An 18821-nucleotide genomic window follows, 5' to 3' on the forward strand; every position below is an offset into this window, starting at 1 on the left:
GTGGGATGGCCGGGCGGGGGAGCGGGCTGACACCGACAGAGCGCATCGTCCGCTCCTTCAGGCTTTTTCGCGCAGGAGGCGGGAGACGGTTTCGTCGAATTCGCGCTTGGCCTTGACGTTGAGCGCACCGGTGGCGGGGCCGGCCCAGCCGACATGGACTTCGCGGACGCGGCCATCGCGGCCGATGAAGATCGTCGACGGGTAGACCTTGACCGGGCCGAGGGCGCCGAGCGCGGCCTTCGAGCTTTCGGGGGTTGGCTGGCCGGCGAGGACGAGGGGGTAGGTCAGTTTGTAGCGTTTCGAGAAGCTGTCGAGCTGCTTGAAGGCGCGGGGTTGGTCGTCGCCATATTCGAATTGGAGGCCGATGACTTCGAGGCCGTCCTTCTGGCGGCGGGCGGCGTAAGGGCCGATGAACAGCGCTTCGTCGTGGCAATTGGGGCACCAGGCGCCGCCGAGGGTGACGACGACGACCTTGCCCTTGTAGCGGGGGTCGGTGAGCGAGATGAACTTGCCGGTGCTGGTGGGGAATTTGAAGGCGAGGCGGTCGGCGACGGGCTTTTCGACGGCGACGGCTTCGAAGCTGGGGTCTTTCGAGCGGACGGCTTTCCAGCCGCTGGGGGCGGTGCTGGTGGCGCCGTACTGTCCGCCGGTGAGGGTGGTGCCGGCAAGCGTGCCTTTCCAGATCGACGAGCTGTTGCCGTCGAAGGTCGAGAGGGCGAGGGCGTTGCCGGAGATCTCGCCGGCGAGGTAGCGGGTGTCGCCGGTGGCAAACTGGACCGAGCCGCTGACCTTGTTGCCGACCTGCTTGAGCTGGGCGAGGCCCTTTTTCGGGCTGTCACCGCCGGTTTCGACGACCCAGGCGCCGGTCAGGTCGGCGGCGGCGCGGGCGGGGGATGGGGTGAAGCGATAGGCGCCGCGGCTGCCGCTGGCGGCGAGGGTGACCGGGCCGGAGCGGCGGGTAAGCTGGGCTTCGCCGGTGAGTTTGTCGTCGGCGCCGCGCTTGAGGATGATGCGCGAGCTGTACGATGGAAAGGCGAGGGTGATGGTGTCGCCGTCGACGCGGATGCTTTCGACGCGCAGGCGTTCTGGCGGGTTGAGGATATATGCGGTGGGGCCGGCTTTGCCGTGGGCGATCTCGAGGCCGAAGGGCAGGGGGCCGCCGGGGTGATCGAGGGCGATGCGCCAAATGCCATAGGCGCTGGGGGCGGCGCGGACGGGGCTGACGAAGCACATGGCGATGGTGCCGGCGAAGACGATCGCGGTCAGGCCGCGCCAGAACCAATAGTCGAAACGGCGGTGCATCAGGCGGTGAACCGGTGGGCGGCGATGGTGTTGGCCATATGTCGGGCTCCCTGCGGATGGACCGCGTTTGATGGGAGAGTGACGCAGGGCGCGGGCTGCGCCGAATCAGGGATTCTTTCGGTGGGTAAAGTCCTACTTGTTTAATAGGTTTAATAATTGGGTGGAGCTTGGTGGGTCTGTTAACGCTTTGCCGGAGAGCGCGGGACTGGACCCCAGCCTTCGCTGGGGTGACAGGTTGGGAGGGTAGGGGCCCTGTGGCTGCAGAGGAGTAGCTGGGTCCCGAGTCGAGCCCGGGATGACAATCAGATGCGACAGCCTAGCGTGAGGAGGATGGTGCGGGGGTCGTTGTAGTTGGTGGTGCGGAACAGCGGTGTGCCGTTGGTGGCCGGGGAATAGCCGGGGGGGAGGGCGTACTGCGCGTTGGTCAGGTTGCGGACGGCGAGGCTGGCGTTCCAGCGGTCGTTGTCGGAGGCCCAGCGGAGTTGGCCGTTGATGTAGGTCTGGTCGGGGAGCTGGGCGCTGGGATTGTTGTTGGCGTCGGTGTAGCTTTTGGATTGGAAGTTGATGTCGGAGTGGAGGCTCCAGCGGCCGGGTCCGGGGGCGGGGAGAATCCAGCTGGCGGCGGCGCGGGCCTGGAACTCGGGGGCGTTGGGGAGGACGGCGCCGGGGAAGGGCGAGGTGTTGAGGGTGAAGCCATTGGGGAAGACGCTGCGGGTGACGGTGCCGCTGAATTCGTCGAGGCGGGCCTTGAGGTATGATGCCGAGGCATCGACCTGAAGGTTCTGGCTGGGCTGGAGATTGGCTTCGAGCTCGACGCCGCGGGTCGAGCCCTTGCCGGCGTTGTAGCGGCGGGTGACGAGGGCGACGGGGTCGTTGGTGCTGAGCTGGATATCGTCGAAGTTGATGTAGAAGGCGGCGGCGTTGAGGCGCAGCTTGTGGTCGGCGGTGGCGAACTTGAAGCCGACTTCGTAGTTGGTAATTTTTTCGGGGTCGAAGGGGATTTCGGCCTGGCGGAAGCCGGTCGGGGTCGGGGTCTGGGCGCGGTAGTCGAAGCCGGCGGACTTGTCGCCGCGGCCGATGGTGGCATAGACCCGGGCGTCGTCGGTGAACGCATATTCGGCGGCGACCTTGGGCTGGAATGTCGTCCAGCTGTGCGAGGCCTGGGTCGACCAGACCAAGGCCTGCGGCGGGGCGTTGAGGATTGCCAGGAAGTTGGCGGCGGTCGACTGGAAGGGCGCGGCGGCGACGAGGTTGTAGAGCTGGTTGCCGTTGGTGCGGTGTTCCCATTGCAGGCGGGCGCCGGCGGTGAGGGTGAGGCGCGGGCCGACGCGGGCGACGCCCTCGGCGAAGCCGGCCCAGATGTCGTTGTTCTGCTGGATCAGCGTGTAGACCGGGCGGTAGCGGATGAGCGCCGGGTCGTTTGTCGCGTTGGCGGCGGTGTTGGCGCGGCGGTTGGTGAACCATTCCTCGCGGTAGCCGAAGACGCCGGCGGAGACGTCGAAACTCTCGGAAGTATGGCTCAGCTTGAGCTCGGTTTGGTATGTGCGGTCCTCGTAGCGGGCGAACTGGCTGCCGCGGCCGTGGAAGTCGCCGCTATTGTCGAACCAGGCGGATTGGTCGAAGCCATAGGCCGACAGCAGCAAGGAAATGCGGGTGTTGTCATCGACGCGCCAGTCGGCGTTGAGCGATGCGTTGAGCTGGTCGAAGCTGTTTTCGGGGAAGACCTGGTTGCGCGAGGTCTTGTCGCCGGTGAGCAGGTCCTGGACGCCGCGCGAGGTGCTGCGATCGCGGATGCCGCCGACGGTCAGCTTGAGGTCGAAATCCTCGGTGACGGCGAGGCGGAGCTTGGCGCGACCGGAGAAGTAATCGACGTCATTAACGTCGCGACCGACAGTGGTGTTGCGGTTGAAGCCGTCGCGGCGGTGGTAGCCGGCGGTGAGGCTGCCGTAGAGATTTCCGGTCAGCTTGCCTGCCGCGAGGAACGACAGGCGGGCGTCGTTCCAGTTGCCGTACGAGGCCTGGACGCGGAACTGCGGGGTGTCGCCGGGGTCGATCGTGGTAATCGAGAGCACGCCGGCGGGTGCGGCGTGGCCACCATCCTGGCCTTGTGGGCCGCGCAGCACCTCGACGCGATCGATATCGAGGAGTTCCTGGTTGAGGCCGACGTTCTTGGGGAGATAGACGCCGTCGATATAGACGGCGACCGAGGGCTTGCCCTGGGCATCGGGTTCGCCGATGCCGCGGATGAAGAGTTGCGTGTTTAGGTAGGAGACGGCGACGCGCGATTGAAACAGGTTCGGCGCGATGTTGCCGAGCTCGCGGACGCTGGTGATGCCTTGCTGTTCGAGCTTGAGGCCCGACAGGCTGGTGATGGCGATGGGGGTTTTCTGGACTTCGGTGTCGCGGTTGTCGCGGCGGTCGGTGACGACAAGCTCGTCGGCGGCGGTGTCGGCTTCGAGGGCGGCGATTTGCTGGGCACGGGCGGGGGTGGATAGCGCCGCGAAGGCACTAGTGGCGAGGAAGAAGCGGCGGAAGACCATGATGAACCCTTGCGGTGAAGTTGGTGCAAGGGTGGTGAAGGTTGTCGAGCGCGAAGAAAAACGAGAGTTTCCGATAGTCTTATTTCAGTTGGTCATCGGCGGTTATCAGGGAAGGCAATGCGGTTTCCCTTCGACGATGTTGTGTTGTCGACGACCATTGCTGCCGGCTGGAGGCGTTTTGGGGAATTGATCCAGCCGGCGTCATGGGTCAGGCTGCCTTGGCGGGGCGTTGGGTGGCGCGTTCTGCCACCAGCGTGCGGACGCGGGGGATGAGGTTGCGGCCATAGTCGATGGCGTCGTCGAGGGGGTCGAAGCCGCGGATGAGGAAGGTGGTGACGCCGAGGTCCCAATAGTCGAGCAGGGCGTCGGCGACCTGGTCGGGATCGCCGACGAGCGAGGTCGAGTTGCCGGCGGCACCGGTGAGTGCGGCAACGCCGGTCCACAGGCGCTTGTCGAGGCGTTCGCCTTGCGCGGCGGCATCGAGCAGGCGCTGCGAGCCGGCGTTGGGCGGGGCATGGCCGGCGGCTTTCAGGCCGGCGGCGTCGCGCAGATCCTTGACGCGCTGCTTGATCGATTCGGCGCGGGCCCAGGCCTTGTCCTCGGTATCGGCGAGGATGGGGCGGAGGGAGAGCGAAAAGCGCGGGGTTCGGCCATGAGGGGCGGCGGCGGCGCGGACGCGGGCGATGGTCTCGCGGACCTGGGCGTGGGTTTCGCCCCAGAGCGCATAGACATCGGCGTGCTTGCCGGCGACGGGGTAGGCGGCGTCGGACTGGCCGCCGAAGAAGATCGGGATGTGCGGCTGTTGCAGCGGCTTGATGCCGCCGAAGCCCTGGCGGACCTGGTAGAATTTGCCGTCGTAGTCGAAGGGTTCGGCGCTGGTCCATTCCTGGCGGACGATGTCGAGATATTCGCTGGTGCGGGCGTAGCGCTCGTCCTTGGTGGTGCGGTCGCCGTCCTGCTGGAGCTCCTCGTCGCTGCCGCCGGTAATGATGTGGACGGCGACGCGGCCGTTGCTGAGGTGATCGAGGGTGGCGAGCTGGCGCGCGGCGATGGTCGGGGCGGTGAAGCCGGGGCGATGAGCGATGAGCGCCTGGAGGCGGGTGGTGGCGCCGAGCGCGTGCTGGGCGACGAGGATGGATTCGGGCGAGCGCGAGCTGAACGCGGTGAGCACGCGGTCGAAGTCGCCGTCTTCATGGGCGCGGGCGACGCGGACGAGATAGTCGGGGTCGAAGGCAGGACCTTGCAGGGGGCGGATCTCGCTGGCCTCGTGGGGGGCGATATAGCCGATGAATTCGATGGGGGATTTGTTGGTCATGTCGGGACTCCGCAGGAGAGGATGCCCGTAGAGTGGGCCGCGCCGCGCCTTGCGACCAACGCGATTTGCTCAACTGCTTATTAGCGGCGCTATCCGGTCGTGGTGGCGGCGAGGTCGGGGAAGACCTTGCCGACCTTGGCGAGGAGGTAATCTCTGTAAGTGCCGATGGGGTCGTGGACGCTGGCGCCGTCCCAGCGCTGGTCGTCGCTTTCGGGGGGGGAAGCCGGGGAGGGGCTCGACGACAGCGTCGAAGGCGGGATCGAAGAACAGCGGCCATGAGAGGCGCTCGTGGCCGGAATTGTTGACGACGCGGTGGGGGGTCGAGCGCCAGACGCCGCCGGTGAGGCGATCGAGCATGTCGCCGATGTTGACGATGAGGGCGCCGGGGATGGGCGGCGCCGACAACCAGCCGGTGGGGGTGCGGATTTCCAGGCCGCCGTGCTGATCCTGGGCGAGGAGGGTGAGCAGACCGTAGTCGGTATGCTCGCCGACGCCGAAGCCGGTTTCGCCGGGTGGGTAGCGGAAGATGCGGAACAATCATGGTCGGGTCGGCGGTGTAGTGGCGGGTGAAATAGTCGGGATCGAGGCCGAGGGCTTGGGCCATGCCCGATGCGAGGGCGTGGGCGGCGCGGGTGGCGGCGGCGGTCCAGGCTTCGACGGCGGGACGGAGCTCGGGGACGGCGGCGGGCCAGAGGTTGGCGCCGTGGAGGGGCCAGTTTGCGGCGACGCGGCGGTCTTCGGGGCCGAGTTCCTCGCCGAGGTAGAGGCCTTCCTTGCCGTCGGGGGCGCCGGAGGTGAGTTCGCCGTGGAGGGGGAACCAGCCGCGCCAGGCGCGGCCGCCGAGGGGCATGGCGATGCGGGCTTTTTCGGTGGGCGGCAGGGCGAAGAAGGTGCGGGCGGCGGATTCCAGGGCGGTGAAGGTGGCGGGAGTGATGCCGTGGCCGGTGATGTAGAAGAAGCCGTGGTCGCGGCAGGCGGTGTCGATGGCGCGGGCGATTTGGGCGCGGGATGCGGGGTCGGTACCGAATAGGGGCGACATGTCGATCTGGGGAAGTTTGGGTGTCATGGGGAGGAGTGTAGGGCAGGTTGGGGCTTGGGTGAAATGAGGCGAGATCGGGGCGTTGCTTTGGAAGGGGCGGGAGATGGGCCCCGGCCTTCGCCGGGGTGACGATCAGGAGTTGGGCTGTTGGGGAGAACGTTGGCGTGGTTAGTCCGGCTATGCACATTGACGAGAAGTTGCTGTTAAGTTTGATTAAAACTGGTGAACTGCACCGACTCGGCATGCGGTGTGGGACATGCTGGCAGCCCGGCGCCCGGGTTTTCAGTGGTGCCGGAGAGCCACAGTCAACTGTAAATTCGTCATGCCGTAGTTTCGCCTCATTTTGTCGCCTCGGCGGTTCCGGGGTCTTTGCCTAGTGAATAGGTTGAGTTATCTTGAGGGTCCCAGGCAAGGAGAGCGACAATGGCTTCATTGGATCCCCGATTGGCAACGACGCCCCTGATTCTCATTGTTCCCGACATCGATGGCAGCGGCCCCGGCCATTGGCAGACGATTTGGGAATCACAGCATAGCGATGTGCGCCGGGTCGAGATGGGCGGGTCGCCCACGCCCGACCGGCTGGACTGGGTGTCGCGGCTTGCGGCGGCGATCGATGCTGCCGACCAGCCGGTGGTGCTCGCGGCACACGGGCTGGGTTGTCATGCGGTCGCATGGTGGGCGGCGCTCGAGCGGCCGGCGTTCGGCTCGAAGATTGCCGGGGCATTGCTGGTCGCGCCGCCGAACCTCGATGCCGGGATTGCCGATCATAGGATGGCGGGTTTCGGGCCAGTGCCCAAGGGCATGTTGCCGTTCCACCTTGCCGTAGTGGCGGGGCAGGACGACCCTAGTTGCGGCTATTACCATGCCCAGTTGCTGGCGCGATTCTGGGGCGGCGAATGTGTCGATGCCGGGCGCAGCGGGCATCTGGGAGCTGATTCCGACCTTGGCGCCTGGCAGGAGGGCTGGGCGTTGATGGCCAAGGTCGCGGCGCCGCTGAGGCTGGATGGTGGTCGCCGCGAGGGCGCTTTCGATCACGCGGTGACACGCACGGCGGCGGTCGGGGTGAATGTGGTGCCGTTCGCGCGTTAGAGCGGTGCTGCGGGTGCAGCATTTTCCAGTTTTCGTTGCGGGACGGGCTGTGCCGTTATGTCGCTTGGCATTCCGGGCAGGGCAGGAACCGGGCTTCGCGGGCATGGGTTTGGAACGCCGAACCTTTGCTTGACTGGAGCCCTTCATGTCCAAACTTGCGATTATCACCGGCGCCTCGACAGGTATCGGTTTCGAGCTTGCGCACCTTGCCGCCGACGACGGTTATGACCTGATTATTGCGGCCGACGAGGGCCTGATCGAAGACGCAGCGGCCGACTTGCGGACGCGCAACGTCGATGTGCAGGCGTTGCAGGTCGACTTGTCGACGCCGGCAGGTGTCGATGCGTTGCTCGAGTGCGCGGCGGGGCGGACGATCGACCTTGTCTGTGCCAATGCCGGGCGCGGGCTGGGGCATGGTTTTCTCGAGCAGGATGTCGATGACTGGCGAGCTGTCGTGGACACCAATATCACCGGGACATTGTACCTTCTGCACAAGGTGCTGCCCCCGATGGTGGCGCGCAACGCGGGCAAGGTGCTGGTCACGGGCTCGATTGCCGGGTTTATCCCGGGCAGCTTCCAGGCCGTCTATAACGGCAGCAAGGCGTTCATCGACAGTTTTGCGGACGCGCTTCGCAACGAGTTGAAGGAGAGCGACGGCGTCACCATCACGACGCTGATACCGGGGCCGACGGAGACCGAGTTCTTCGATCGCGCCGACATGCTCGATACCAAGGTCGGGGTGCAGGACAAGGCCGATCCGGCCGACGTGGCCCGCGACGGCTGGTCGGCGTTGATGGCCGGCGACGCGCATGTCGTGTCGGGCTGGAAAAACAAGCTGCAGGCAGTGGTGGCGCATGTGACGCCGGCGGCCGTGCTCGCCGAACAGCATCGCAAGATGGCGGAACCGGGCAGCGCCGAGTGACGCCCCGGTCGGTTGCGGCGCACCGGATTTTGTCGGTGCGCCGAAATTATGCAGCCAGATCAAGGAGCGGCGGGTTAATTCGCCGAGGAGCTGAGACGGCTTATGGCGGAAATTCGAGAACAGGCCGCGGGCGTCGATGCCGGGTTTCCGGCAGCTGCATCGGCGCAGGGGCTGGCCGACCGCGCCAAGCTGGCATTGATCGCAGTCGACCGGACGCATATGCCGATGATGGTTTCCGACCCGCAACAGCCCGATGCGCCGATCATCCTCGCCAACCAGGCGTTTCTTGATTTGACCGGATATTCGGCTGACGAGGTGATCGGGCGTAATTGCCGGTTCCTGCAAGGACCGGGTACCGACCCCGCCGACGTGGCGGTCATCCGGGATGCGGTAGCTGCGGGCGAGAACGTCATCTGGCAGCTGAAGAATTATCGCAAGGACGGCAGCGCGTTCTGGAACCAACTGCACATCAGCCCGATCCGCGACGATGGCGGGGTGATGCGGTATTATTTCGCCTCGCAGCTCGATGTCACCGATGCCCGGCGGGCGCGCGAACTCGAGCAGGCCGAACATGCCTTGCTGAAGGAAGTCGATCATCGGGCGCAGAATGCGCTGGCGCTGGTGCAGGGTATCGTGCGGCTGACGCGCAACGACGACGCCCGGGACTATGCGCGGATGGTGATGGGGCGGGTCGAGGCGCTGGCCGACGCCCATTCGATGCTGGCGGACCATCGCTGGCTACAGGTGCCGCTGTCGATGCTCATCCGGCGGCGGTTGACGCCGTGGACGGCGCGGCAGGTGCGGCTGTCGGGGAGCGAAGTCACCATCGACCCGGCGCAGGCGCAGCCGCTGGCGCTGCTGCTGCACGAACTGATGGGCAATGTGGTGGCGCACGGCGCGCTGTCGGTGCCGCAGGGCGGTCTCGATGTGACGTGGCAACGGGATGAGAAGGCGACGACGATCCGCTTTGCGGAGACTGGCGGGCCGAAGCCGGTCTTGCCAGCGCAGAAGGGGGTCGGCATCCGCTTGATGGAAGCGATTGCGGTACGCCAGTTGCGCGGGTCGCTCGAGATGGATTGGCGCCCGGAGGGTCTGACGGTGTGCCTGGCGGTGCCGGCGATAGCCTGACTTAGTCGGCGCCGGTCTGCGAGTCGGGCGCGCCGACCTGACCTGGGTGTAGTGCTTCGGGACGATCGGCACGGCCTTGGTGGCGACGGTGCGCAGGGCCGGGCGATCATTTAGAACTTGGGTCAGGAGCGCCTGAAAAGATTGGCGAATGTCGTCGTCAGCGCCGGTGCGCCGGCAGCGAGCAGAGGGACCATGGCGGCGAGGTTCTGGTCGGAGCCGATGATGAAGGCGAGGGCGACGACCATGGCGGCAAGGCCGATGCCGATCGGCAGGCGGGCGGCGGCCCAGCCGCCGTCGGGTTGCTCGACGCGCCAGGTGGCGAGGGTTTCGGGGCGCTCGGCCTGGCGGACGAAGGCGGCAAAACTGGCGTTCATCAGCCGCGGGGCGGGGTCGAGGACCACCAACCCGCGGCGGACGAGCGATTTCAGCGCGAGGGCAGCGACGAAATTGACGAAGCGGCCCTTGGCGAGAGCATCGAGGACCAGCCGTTCGCTATGGGTCGAGGACGACCAGCACTGCTGGTAATATTCGATGACGGCGCCCCAGGCGTAGTCGATGGCGGCTTCGGGGGAGGCGGGTTGCATCTCGCACGCCCAGCGGGTGACCGGGGCGGTGTAGGCGTTGCGATACGCCTTTGCAGCGACCGGGAACCGGCCGCCATGGTCCTCGAATTCCAGATCGCGAAAGGTGGCGCCGGCGATGACGCTGCCGGGCAGCCAGCGCATTTCGTCGATAAGGACGGCGATGCCCTGGCGGGTGGCGCGGGGCCATTTCCGAACATGTGCCAGGCGCTTGACCATCAAGGTGGCGGCCTTGTTGTCAATTTTGTCGACGGGGGCGAAATTGAAGGTAGCGAAATCCTGGAACAACCGCGCCCAGCGCAGTTCCTCGCGGGCCTTTTGCGTAGCTGACGCCTCGGTGTCGCTACGCTGTTTTTCGATATCGAAGGCGTCGAGTATGCGATCGAGCGGGGCGCGGTCGCTGATGACGACGAGGCTTTTGCCCGAGCGCTGGGCGCCGGCATCCGCCGCCAGTCGTTCGAGGATGGCCAGCGCGGCGCGGCGGCGTTCGGGATCGCGCAGGATGAGCTCGAGCCCGAAGGCGACGATCCGAGTCCTGTTGTCCCACTCGGGGGGCGGGGGCCATCGTTCGATGCCGTCCGCGCCGGCCGTCTTGCCGGTGGCGCTGACAAGATCGACGAGCTTGGCCTTGTCGCCGTTGAGGACCCATTCGCGCAGCGCGCGTTGCGGGGCGACAAGGAGGGACTTGGCGCCGAGCTCATTGTATTTATGAGGGTCGGGATTGGCAGTGGTGCCGAGCCACAGCATCGGCAGTTGGGCCGGGGCAAGGGCGACTTCGAAGCCGAGCAGCGAGCGGAATATGCGGCGGGTAAACCAGGCAAGGCCGGCGACCATGCCGAGCGCGAGCGCGGAGATGGCGATGAGGCGCAGCAGCATTGCCGCCGAGGGCGCCAGCCCGGCGAGATAGGCCCGGGGCAGGTGGCGACCGGTGATGGCAACCGGGGCGGCGTTGCAGATGGCGCCGGTCGTGTCGGCGTCGCAGAGCACGGCGACCGGGTCGGAGAGGCTGTCCTGGAGCGATCGGATCGCGGCACTGACAAGGACCAGCGGTTTTGAAGCGGCGGCGGGAGAATCGCCAACCGGCGGAAAGACGCCGGCGCCTTCGTCGGCCGAGGGGCGGCGATGATCATGGTCGAAGCCGTAGAAGGCCTGCTGGATCGCGGCGGTCTGGCGGTTGCGCTCGTCGACGGCCTCGACGGCGGCGCGGTAGGCGCCGGCGTCGCGCCCGGCCGAAGTCAGTGCGAGGGCGTCGGTCCAGAAGGCGAAAGTGGGGGCGACGGCGGTGCACATCAGCAATGCGGCAGTAAAGTGAGTGAAACGCCGCTGGGTGAGCGGCGACAGTGGCGCATCGGCCGAATCGATCGTGCCGAGACGCCGGGCAGTGACGACGAGGACTGCGATCACGATGGCGACGACGATGATCACGCCGAGGCCGGGCACGCCGGCAAGGCCGGACAAGGCCACGGCAGCGACCATCGCCAACGCAGCGCCGGCGAGTTTGGGGACCAGTTCGGCATAGGTATTGCCGGCGGCTTCGTGCGGCCAGAAGCGGCGCTAGCGGCCGCGTGCGGTAGCCGCGCCGACGCGGATCGGGGTGGGTTGCCACGGCTTGTACCAGTGCTTGGCGCCGCTGCGCCGGACGGTGATGATGATGACGACGAGCGCCGCGGCGCCGACCGCGACCCACAGGAACAGGGTCCAGCGCCCGGCTTGCGCGGCGATGATGTCGATATCGTCGGCGGCGTGAAAGACGACGACCGCCCAATTGGTGCCGGGCACGGATTGCGCGACGAAATGCTGGCTGCGGCCGTCGTAGGGGATCGTGAAGGCGAGCGGCGTCGGCTCGGGCGCCTCGGCGTAACGATCGGGCAGGGTGCGCAGGCGGTTGCGGATATCGCTGCGGTTGCCGAGCTGCACGGCGAACTGATCAACGCCGCCGCGTTCGCGTTCGGTGTGAAACAGCACCGGAAGGTCGGGCCGGCTGCGATCGACGACGAGGAAGCGATACGGGTACGGCAGCACGGGAGCGAGGAAACTGCGCACCAGCACCGGCAGGCGGTAGGCGCCATCGAGTGCACCGCCATCGAGGAAGGTGTTGGGCGTGCAGTCGGCAGGCGGAGGGGTCTTGCGGACAGGAGTTTCCGCCGGGACACCATAGGGTCCGGGGGCGGAGCGTGCGTCGACCGCCATGATGGTCTTGTCGATGCCGTCGGTCTGCGAGCGAATGACATCGATGGTGTAGATGATCCGGGTACAGGCATGGGGTGATGGCGCGAGATCCTCGCCGCGCTGGAGGTCGGTGAAATAGGCGCGGCGTCCGATGTCGGGACGGACGGCGGAATTGCCGCGGTAGCTGATCAGGGGCGACTTGGGCGCCTGGCGGCCGCTCCAGTCGAAGAAGGCGATCGATTCGACGCGGGGCAACGCGGCGTCGGATTCCATCTCGTCGGGGCGCGTTATTTGTGCCCAGGCATTGGGGTCTATCGCGGGGTATGTGGGGGCCGGCGGGGGATTTCTATTCGGAATCGTGGGTCGCAGCTGCGCGGCTTTTTCCTGCACGATGTCGACGGCGCGGCCGATTTCGCTGCCAGCCGATGTGCTCATCATGTTGACCAGTTTCGTCGCCTCGACACGGGCGGCATTGCGTTCGGTGCTGATCTCGATTGCGAACAACAGCAGCAAGGCAGCGAGTCCGGCGGCCATCTGGAGGCCTGCGACGACGCCTGCGACTTCGATCCCGTGGAGCGATTCATTGGCGCCGATGAGCGTCAGGCGCAGCGCCGGGAACAGCGCCAGCGCCGTCAGCACGGTGATGGCGAAGCCGAAGATCAGCGCCGGAGGCGGCGAGAACCAGCGGGCGCGCACCTTTTCGGCCGGCATCAGCGTGACGGCGTAGCAGGCGGTGGTCAGCCGATCGCTGTCAGTGGCGGTATCGATGCATGGCGGCGGTACGCCGGGCAGGCTGAAGGCGCGGGCGTAGACGGTGTAGCTGGTGTTGCCGATCTCGATCTCGCCGGGACGACGCAGCAGGCCGACGGAGAGCGGCGACGCCTTGGTGCCGGCAGTGTTGAAGAAACCGAGCGTGCCGAGGCTCGAGAAGCGGAGGTCTTCGAGCTTGCGGATCGGCAGCTCGCCGGCGCCTGTGGACGCGAAGATGTGGCCTTGGGCATCGGTGACGAGCAGGTGGGAAAAGTCTTCGCCGCTGCGTTCGAGGGCGACCAGGCGATCGAGCGGTACGGCGACGCGGAAGCAGATGCGGGGCTGGGTGGCGAGTGGCTCGGCGTTTGCGGGGCTCGCGGTGGCGGTCGCGGTCGCAGTGCCGGCGGTTGCGGTGGCTTTCGTGGTCGCAGACGGGGATGGTTTTGCGGCCGGGGCGGGGGCGGGGGCAGGGGCAGGGAGGGCACCGGCGGGCGGGTTGGTCTTCATGACGGCAGCAGCGCGCGCGGTGGGCGATTGCTGGTCCAGCCTGGCACCGTCGGGCATGTCGCCGGCCCAGATTTCATCAAAGCTAAGCGCCGAGGCGACGATGAAGGCCTGGCCGGCACCGGGGCGCGACGAGCGGACGAAGGCGCGGCGTTCGTTGACTGCGCGGCCGGTGTCGGGGTCGACCTGGCCTTGCGGGCAGTTCGCGCCGGCGATGGCATAGCGGATGCGCAGCGTGCCGAGATCGGGATGCTGCAACTGCGCCGCATATTGCCAGCCTTCGGCCTGTTCGGCGGCCGTCGCCGGCCTGGCGCGATTGCGGGCGAAATTGGTGCGGGCGAGCTGCCGCACGTCCGTCGGCCAGGTTTCGAGACCGCGCGCCGCGACGGCGAGATCGCTTTAATTGCGGCGATGGGTGTCCTCGACGACGCCGCGGCTGAAGATCAGCACATAGGCGGCGGAGAACAGCATCAACGTCAGCAGGATCATCGCGGTGGTGCGCGCCCAGCGCGCGGCGCGTGACCATTTGCCGGTCTGGCTGCGGACGGCGGGGCCGAGCTCGCCGACGGCCTTGATGGCGGTTCCGACTGCCGAGGCCTCGGCGGGGGTCATGGTGTGGTGGCCGGCGGGCTGACGAACTCCCAGTTCGGCGCAGCACCGGCGGCGCGGCCATAAGCGATCAGGCACTGCATGAATGGCGGCGGGAACGGGTTGCCGGCGGCGGCGTCGAGGAGCGCTTTGCAGGTGCTGCTGTTGTAGGGCTGGTCTTCGAAGCCGCGAGCGGTGCGCAGCCGGACGATGCCGTTGTCGCTGCCGAACTCGCGCACCCGGCGCACCGAGAATTCGTAGATCTGGTTGACCAGCATGTCCTTGGTGCGCCCGACGAGCGAGAGCAGCGACCATTCGCTGGCCCATTTGGCGTTCGGATCGAGTGTGCGGTCCTCGATTGCCAGCGGGCCGTTGACGATGACGCTGGTGTTGAAGCGGGGGCGGCGGGGCGCGGCGGTTTCGGGCGTGCCGTCGGGACGCAGGATTTCCTGGAGAAAGACGCCGTTGCGCAGGCCGGCGTCCATGTACATTCGGGTCGGAAAGGGTTTGCCGGGCTGGCTGGCGATGAACACCGGGAAGGCGGCCAGAGGCTCCGAGGAGGCCGCCAGCATGACGTCGATATAGCATTGGCGATAGCGTTCGGCATCGGCCGGCTCGGCGAGCGCGCGGCGCCCGAGATCGGTCATGTCGACGGCATAGGCACGGCCGTCGTCCATATCGACGACCCCCACGAACAGCGCGCGGCCGGTGGCGCCCTGGGTGCCGACGCGGCGCAGGGTCTCGGGGTCGATCATGGCGTCGAGGCGGCGGCGCAGCGGGGCGAGATCGGCAGCCGCCCCCTTGCGGACGGCGGTAAGCTCGTTGCCGAGGATGGTGACGATCGCATCGGAGGAGGCGAAGGTGTAGGCGAGCGGCAGGTCGTCGATGTAGCGCCGGCCCTGGCCGGGTTGGGGCGCGCCCGGCGGCAGGGCTAGATCGAGGGCGGCGGGATAGGCGCGGTCGGCGGCGACAGGCTCGTTGCCGAGGAAGGCGAAGGTGCTTTGCAGGGCGCCGGTGCTGACCCCGGTGACAGCGACGAAGCTGGGGCGGTTCGGCCAGGCGATGAGGAAACCGGCGCCGAACGCGCCCCATTTGCCGCCGCCCGACAGGACGAGGTTTTCGGGAGTAGCGGCGGGGGTGCTTTCGTTTTGCCGGTCGCGGTCCGGCTGGAGGGCTGACTGGGCAGCGGCTTCGACGGCGGCGCGGTAGGTGGCGGCGGGGGCGCCTTCGCTGCTGTCGCCGAGGGCGTCGATCTCGACGGGGAGCGTGCGCAGCGGGCAGGCTCGCCCGGCAAGGCGCTGCTGGGCGCAGCCGGTGGCGGCCAGCAACGCGGCGATCATGATGAGGCGAGGGCTCATGGCATTTCTCCGGTTGCCGGGTTGATGAACCTGGGGCATCGCGCCGCCGCACACAGTCCTGCTGCAGTCGATCCTGCCATTTCGGCATCCCCTGTAAAGTGGTCGCGAGCATAGTCCGGCAGCGCGCGCCGGCGCTGCGGCGCGGTCGTGCGATGATTGCTATTTTGCGCCGATAGAAGCGGAAGCGGTCCGACTATTGTTGCTATGTTCGCATTTGCCGACCGGGCCGGGCCGATCCGCATCCCAAAGTATCATGTCCTGAATCGGCTTTTGGCCTGACATCGCGTTCGACTAGCGTTTGTCTTGCAGGGGGAATTCGAGACTTTGGTGGCAGTTCCCGAACGGGAGGTTTTCGATGCAGGTCGTTCTGCTCGCCGGGGGGCTGGGTTCCCGGTTGTCGGAGGAAACCGTGAGGGTGCCCAAGCCGATGGTCGAGGTCGGCGGGCGGCCGATCATTCTGCATGTCATGGATATCTACAGCCATTGGGGCCACCACGACTTCGTCGTCGCGTGCGGTTTCAAGGCGATGCAGATGAAGGGGTTTTTCCAGGGCCTGCACCTGCTGAACAATGATTTCACCGTGGCGCTGTGCGACGGCGCGCTCAAGCTGGCGCCGAACCGGGTGACCGACTGGAGCGTCTCGGTGGTCGACACCGGGCTGTCGACGATGACCGGCGGGCGGTTGCGGCGGCTGCGGACCTGGCTGGCCGACGAAACATTCATGGTCACCTATTCGGACGGCGTCGGCAATGTCGACATCGATGCGCTGCTGAAGTTTCACCGCAGCCACGGCAAGCTGGCGACGGTGACCGCGGTGCAGCCGCCGGCGCGGTTCGGCAATCTCGAGCTGGATGGCGACCAGGTGACCGAGTTCACCGAGAAGGTGCAGAAGCACGAGACCTGGATCAATGGCGGCTATTTCGTCTTCGAGCCGGGGGTGCTGGATTATCTTTCGGCAGATGACGAGCCGCTGGAATCGGCGCCGTTGGCGCGGCTGGCGCAGGATGGCCAGTTGATGGCGTATAAGCACACCGGATTCTGGCACCCGATGGATACGGTGCGCGATCGCGATACGCTCGATGGGCTGGCGTGCGATGCAGTGCCGCCGTGGTTGGCGTTTGCTGGCGCGCCCGAGCGCGTGGTTCAGCCGGGCCTCGTGCATGCGTGATCAGTGGCAGTCCGGGTGCGACGAAGCACGCATTCGCGAGGCCCTGGTGGGTCGGCGCGTGCTGTTGACCGGGCATACCGGGTTCAAGGGTGGCTGGCTGGCGCTGTGGCTGACGCGGCTGGGCGCGCATGTCGTCGGCGTGGCGCTGCCGCCGGAGCCGGGGTCCTCGATGTTCGAGGCGGCGGGCATTGCCGATGCGATCGATAGCCGGTTCGGGGATATCCGGTCACCGGAAAGTTTTGCGGCTGCGGTCGGCGATTTCGATGCGGAGGTCGTCTTTCATCTGGCGGCGCAGGCGATCGTGCGGCGGTCGCATGCCGATCCGGTCGATACGTTCCTGACCAATACGGTTGGTACGGCGGTGGTGCTCGATGCGGCGCGGCGGATGCCGTCGTTGCGCGCGATCGTCGTGGTAACATCCGATAAATGCTATGAAAATCGCGAATGGGCTTGGGGATATCGGGAGAGTGATGCTCTGGGCGGCGCCGATCCGTACAGCGCGTCGAAGGCCTGCACCGAGATTGTCGCGGCCTGTTACCGGCGGTCGTTCTTTGCGGGTGCCGAGGGTCCGCAACTGGCGACGGTGCGCGGCGGCAATGTCATCGGCGGCGGAGACTGGTCGGCGGATCGGCTGCTGCCCGATATCGTTCGCGCCGTGCTCGCCGACACGCCGGTGCTGATCCGCAACCCGGGCAGCGTGCGGCCGTGGCAGCATGTGCTCGATGCCCTGTCGGGATATCTGACGGTGGCGGCGCGGTTGCTCGAGGACGGCGCCGATGTGGCCGAGGCCTGGAATTTCGGGCCCGATCCGCGCGGCTATGTCGATGTCGAGACGATTGCCGGGATGACGGCAAGGGCCTGGGGTCCGGGTGGGCCGCGGTTCGGTTTCGGCAGCGATGGCGGGCCGCACGAGGCGAGTTTGCTCGGGCTGGACAGTGCCAAGGCGGCGGCGCGGCTCGGCTGGCGGCCGACACTCGACCTTGGCCAGGCGATTGCGATGACGACCGACTGGTATCGCCATTGGGCGGACGGTCGCCACGACATGGGCGCGCTGAGCCGGGCGCAGATCGCGGCGTTCATCGATGCGGCTGCGCTCGCCGACCGCCCGCGCAGCCATTCCCGTTTTGAATTTGCAGGAGATCGTCAGCAATGCGCGTGAACTATGGCCAGACCGTCCACGGCGAGCCCGAGATCGAAGCCGTGGTCAATGTGCTGCGCACGTCGACGCAATTGGGCGCCAGTGTCCGCGAGATGGAGCGCCGTGTCGCGCGGCTGTTCGACAAGCGGCACGGCATCATGGTGAACTCCGGCAGCTCGGCGAATTTCCTCGCCGTGAAGCTGCTCGATTTGCCGGCGGGCAGCGAGGTCATCACTCCGGTGCTGACCTTTGCCACGACGGTGGCGCCGCTGATCCAGAACGGCCTGGTGCCGGCCTTCGTCGACGCGGTGCCCGGGACGTACAATATCGATGTCGACAAGATCGAGGCGATGATCGGGCCGCAGACGCGGGCGATGATGATCCCGTCGCTGATCGGCAATCTGCCCGATTGGGACCGCATCCGCGCCATTGCCGACGCCCATGGGCTGACCGTCGTCGAGGACAGCGCCGATACGCTGGGGGCGACGCTGCATGGGCGGAGCACCGGGTCGCGGGCGCATATCAGCACGACGAGTTTTTACGGCAGCCATGTCATCAATGCTGGCGGCACCGGCGGCATGTTGTGCGTCGACGACCCCGAGCATCTGCGGCGCGGGACGTTGCTGCGGTCGTGGGGGCGAAGTTCGTCGCTGTTCAGCCAGTCGGAGACGATCGAGAACCGCTTCAACGTGACGCTCGACGGGATTCCGTACGATGCGAAGTTCGTTTTCGAGGAGCTCGGCTATAACCTCGAGCCCAACGAGATGGGGGCGGCTTTCGGGCTGGTCCAGCTCGACAAGCTGGTCGCCAACATCGAGGCGCGCGAGGCGAATTTTGCGCGGCACCGGGCATTTTTTGCCGAATACGAGGAATGGTTCATCCTGCCGCAGCAGCTGCCGGCGGCACGGACCGGGTGGCTGGCGTTCGCGCTGACGCTGCGTGACGGTGCGCCGTTCAGCCGGCGCGACCTGCAGATCTTTCTCGAAAAGCAGGATATCCAGACGCGGCCGGTGTTCACCGGCAATATCCTGCGCCAGCCGGTGATGAAGAACGTCATTTCGCGAGCGTCGCCGGCGGGGTATCCGGTCGCCGATGCGGTCATGCGCGGCGGCATCTTGCTCGCCTGTCACCATGGACTCGAACCCGAGCAGATCGATTTCATGCACGAATCCTTTGCTGGTTTTGCTGCCGGATACCGGTCGGCAAGCCGGCTTCACGCCGCCGAATAGG

At 66.8% G+C, this 18821-nt stretch carries 14 protein-coding genes and 1 pseudogene; 6 read left to right on the top strand and 9 right to left on the bottom strand.

Annotated elements, in window-relative coordinates:
- Positions 1-57 precede the first annotated feature (57 nt).
- The 5 genes and pseudogenes from IEW98_RS16765 to IEW98_RS16935 form a co-directional block, all read right to left on the bottom strand.
- Positions 58-1302: a peroxiredoxin family protein gene (locus tag IEW98_RS16765; RefSeq protein WP_188762881.1), complete on the bottom strand. Its 1245-nt coding sequence runs from the start codon at positions 1300-1302 to the stop codon at positions 58-60.
- A gap of 302 nt (positions 1303-1604) precedes the next feature.
- Positions 1605-3842 carry a TonB-dependent receptor gene (locus IEW98_RS10440; RefSeq protein WP_188762882.1) on the bottom strand — a complete coding sequence of 746 codons (2238 nt, stop codon included), beginning with the start codon at positions 3840-3842 and terminating at the stop codon, positions 1605-1607.
- 208 nt (positions 3843-4050) lie between these two features.
- On the bottom strand, positions 4051-5157 hold the full coding sequence (locus IEW98_RS10445) for an LLM class flavin-dependent oxidoreductase (protein ID WP_188762883.1): 1107 nt from the start codon (positions 5155-5157) through the stop codon (positions 4051-4053).
- Positions 5158-5226: 69 nt separating this feature from the next.
- A complete protein-coding gene (locus IEW98_RS16175) occupies positions 5227-5694 on the bottom strand; it encodes a 2OG-Fe(II) oxygenase family protein (RefSeq protein ID WP_207792554.1) in 468 nt (155 codons plus the stop codon).
- 205 nt (positions 5695-5899) lie between these two features.
- Positions 5900-6223: pseudogene (locus IEW98_RS16935) on the bottom strand (2-oxoglutarate and iron-dependent oxygenase domain-containing protein); the annotation flags it as partial.
- A gap of 396 nt (positions 6224-6619) precedes the next feature.
- Between IEW98_RS16935 and IEW98_RS10455 the strand changes: the two are divergent.
- The 3 genes from IEW98_RS10455 (at position 6620) to lov (ending at position 9335) form a co-directional block, all read left to right on the top strand.
- Positions 6620-7285, top strand: a complete 666-nt coding sequence (locus IEW98_RS10455) for an RBBP9/YdeN family alpha/beta hydrolase (RefSeq protein WP_188762884.1) — start codon at positions 6620-6622, stop codon at positions 7283-7285.
- 145 nt (positions 7286-7430) lie between these two features.
- A complete protein-coding gene (locus IEW98_RS10460) occupies positions 7431-8207 on the top strand; it encodes an SDR family NAD(P)-dependent oxidoreductase (protein ID WP_188762885.1) in 777 nt (258 codons plus the stop codon).
- Between the two features lie 102 nt (positions 8208-8309).
- Positions 8310-9335, top strand: coding sequence for a blue-light-activated histidine kinase (gene lov / locus IEW98_RS10465; RefSeq protein WP_188762886.1), 1026 nt, complete (start codon positions 8310-8312; stop codon positions 9333-9335).
- A gap of 122 nt (positions 9336-9457) precedes the next feature.
- Here the strand turns inward: lov and IEW98_RS10470 are convergent, their stop codons facing one another.
- The 4 genes from IEW98_RS10470 to IEW98_RS10485 form a co-directional block, all read right to left on the bottom strand.
- Entirely contained in the window at positions 9458-11380 is a 1923-nt protein-coding gene (locus IEW98_RS10470; RefSeq protein WP_188762887.1) for a hypothetical protein, read from the bottom strand.
- Between the two features lie 90 nt (positions 11381-11470).
- Positions 11471-13690, bottom strand: coding sequence for a hypothetical protein (locus IEW98_RS10475; RefSeq protein WP_188762888.1), 2220 nt, complete (start codon positions 13688-13690; stop codon positions 11471-11473).
- A gap of 48 nt (positions 13691-13738) precedes the next feature.
- Positions 13739-13951, bottom strand: a complete 213-nt coding sequence (locus IEW98_RS10480; protein ID WP_188762889.1) for a hypothetical protein — start codon at positions 13949-13951, stop codon at positions 13739-13741.
- Entirely contained in the window at positions 13948-15285 is a 1338-nt protein-coding gene (locus IEW98_RS10485; protein WP_188762890.1) for a patatin-like phospholipase family protein, read from the bottom strand. The genes IEW98_RS10480 and IEW98_RS10485 overlap by 4 nt, the downstream gene beginning before the upstream one ends.
- 355 nt (positions 15286-15640) lie before the next feature.
- On the opposite strand from IEW98_RS10485, the gene rfbF reads away from it, so the two are divergent.
- From rfbF to IEW98_RS10500, 3 genes are read left to right on the top strand one after another with little or no spacing between them, the layout of a single operon-like run.
- Positions 15641-16453 carry a glucose-1-phosphate cytidylyltransferase gene (rfbF, locus tag IEW98_RS10490; RefSeq protein WP_188762891.1) on the top strand — a complete coding sequence of 271 codons (813 nt, stop codon included), beginning with the start codon at positions 15641-15643 and terminating at the stop codon, positions 16451-16453.
- Complete coding sequence (rfbG, locus tag IEW98_RS10495) at positions 16446-17612, top strand: CDP-glucose 4,6-dehydratase (RefSeq protein WP_188762892.1); 1167 nt, start codon at positions 16446-16448, stop codon at positions 17610-17612. Before rfbF ends, rfbG begins: the two co-directional genes overlap by 8 nt.
- Positions 17603-18820 (top strand): DegT/DnrJ/EryC1/StrS family aminotransferase, encoded by a 1218-nt coding sequence (locus IEW98_RS10500; RefSeq protein ID WP_188762893.1) that lies wholly within the window; start codon positions 17603-17605, stop codon positions 18818-18820. Before rfbG ends, IEW98_RS10500 begins: the two co-directional genes overlap by 10 nt.
- The last annotated feature ends 1 nt before the right edge of the window (position 18821 follow it).

This window comes from Sandarakinorhabdus glacialis (genome assembly GCF_014643455.1).
Classification (GTDB): domain Bacteria; phylum Pseudomonadota; class Alphaproteobacteria; order Sphingomonadales; family Sphingomonadaceae; genus Sandarakinorhabdus; species Sandarakinorhabdus glacialis.